This window comes from Actinomadura sp. NPDC048032 (genome assembly GCF_040653175.1).
GTDB classification, from domain to species: domain Bacteria; phylum Actinomycetota; class Actinomycetes; order Streptosporangiales; family Streptosporangiaceae; genus Spirillospora; species Spirillospora verrucosospora.
Genome location: NZ_JBEZJP010000741.1, coordinates 1 through 1964, shown reverse-complemented (window position 1 = coordinate 1964; position 1964 = coordinate 1). Strand labels below are relative to the sequence as shown.

The following is a 1964-nucleotide window of genomic DNA, read 5'->3' as shown; positions in this document are numbered from 1 at the left end:
GTCGAGTGCGGCGAGGACGGCCTCCGTCGGGCAGCCCGCGTCCCGGTACAGGCCGCCCGCCCGCCGGAAGAGGTCGAGCGGTTCCTCGACCCGGCCCTCGTCCCACTTCAGGTAGCCCCGCCGCATGGTCAGCTCGGCCTCCGTCCTGGCGTTCCCGGCCCGGGACACCAGCGGCTCCGCCGCCTCGTACGCGGCGTCCGCCTCCGCCATCCGTCCCGCGTTGTAGCGGGCGAAGCCGAGGTCGCTGTGCGCCTCCCCGAGTCGCGCCGGGTCGTCCAGGCGCCGCGCGGCGACCAGCGAGTGCTCGAAGAGGACGTTGAGGTGCGTGGTGCCGCACCGCCGCGCGAAGAAGGCCCGCATGCGGCGGGGCAGCTCGCACACGTGCGCGTCGGCTCCGGCGGCGACCGCCGCCTCGAAGACGGCCATCAGGTTGGTGTACTCGGTGGCGAACCACAGGAGCGCCGCGTGCTTGCCGGCGAACTCCGGCAGGTCGGCCGGCGGCGGGCCCGCCGCGACCTCCAGGCCGGAGGGCAGGTACGACACCGCGGCGTCCGCGGCCGCCGCCGCGTGCACGTAGTAGTCGAGCACCCGGCCGAGCGCCCGCTCCCGCTCGGCGGGCGGGTCCTCCTCGGCGGCGGCGCGGAGCGCGTGCTGGCGCACCAGGTCGTGCAGCCGGTAGCGCCCGGCCGCGGGCTGCTGGACGAGGTGCGCGTCGAGAAGGTCCTCCAGCATCGCCCGGGCCGCGCGCAGCGGGACGTCCGCCAGCGCCGCGGCCACGTGCTCGTCGAAGGTCGAACCGGGCACCAGGCCCAGCAGGCGGAAGAAGCGGCGCCGCCCCCGGTCCAGCTGCCGCACGGACATCGCGAACGCCGTGTCGAACTCCGTGGCCCCCTCGGCCATCCGCTCGACGAGGATGCCCACGGTCCAGCCCGGCCGGTGCCGCAGCCGCGCCGCCGCCAGCCGCAGCGCCAGCGGCAGGTGGCCGCACCGCCGCAGCACCTCGGCCGCGGCCTCCGGCTCGCGGGCCAGCCGGCCGTCGGATCCGCCCGGGTCGCCGCTGGCGCGGGCCAGCAGGTCGGCGGCCTCCCCCGGCGTCAGCACGTCCAGCGACACGGGGGGCACCTCCTCCAGGCCCAGCAGCCGGTTGCGGCTGGTGACCAGCGCGACGGACGGGCCCGCGCCGGGCAGCAGCGGGCGGATCTGGTCGGCGTCCACGGCGTTGTCGAGGACCACCACGGCCCGCCGGTGCGCCAGTTCCGAGCGCCAGCAGGCGGCCAGCGGCTCGATGCCGCCCTCCTGCGGGATCTTCTCCGACGGCACGTCCAGGGCGGCGAGGAGGGCCCGCAGCGCGGGGTCGGCGCCGAGCGGTTCCCGCCCGGCGGTGAACCCGTGCAGGTCGATGTAGAGCTGGGCGTCGGGATAGGCGGCGGCGAGCCGGTGCGCGGCGTGCACCGCCAGGCACGTCTTGCCGACGCCCGCCATGCCGTCCACGGCGACCACGCCGCCGGCGTCCACCGCGGCGAGCACGGCCGCGAGCTCGGCCTCGCGGCCGGTGAAGTCGGGGACGTCGCGCGGCAGGTCGTTGCGGGGCGGGCGCGGCGCGCCGGCGGGCGGGGCCGGGGGCTGCACCTGCCGGCTGGTCTTCGGCGGCGCGGGCAGCGGGCTGGAGGCCCGCTCCCAGAGGGGGCGCAGCGGGCGCGGGTCGCGCTTGAGGAGGCGGCAGAGCGCGATCACCGCCGTCCAGGGCGGCACCGTCTGCCCGCTGAGGTAGCGCGACAGCGAGGACGAGCTGAGCCCGGCGTCCCGCGCGAGGGCCCGGACGCCGAGCCCGGACAGCTCCTGCAACATGCGCAGCCGGGCCGCGAGCTCGTCCTGCGGGTCGCCCTTCTTTGCTCCGCGCTGTTGCCGCGGCGGCGGACCCGACCGCCCAGCCGACCGACCCCGCCGCGCAGCCGACCGACCCC

1 protein-coding gene is annotated in these 1964 nt (G+C 78.0%); it reads right to left on the bottom strand.

Annotated elements, in window-relative coordinates:
• Positions 1-1964 (bottom strand): helix-turn-helix domain-containing protein (locus AB0C69_RS41750; RefSeq protein ID WP_360362354.1); only part of this gene is annotated, 1964 nt, incomplete at both ends.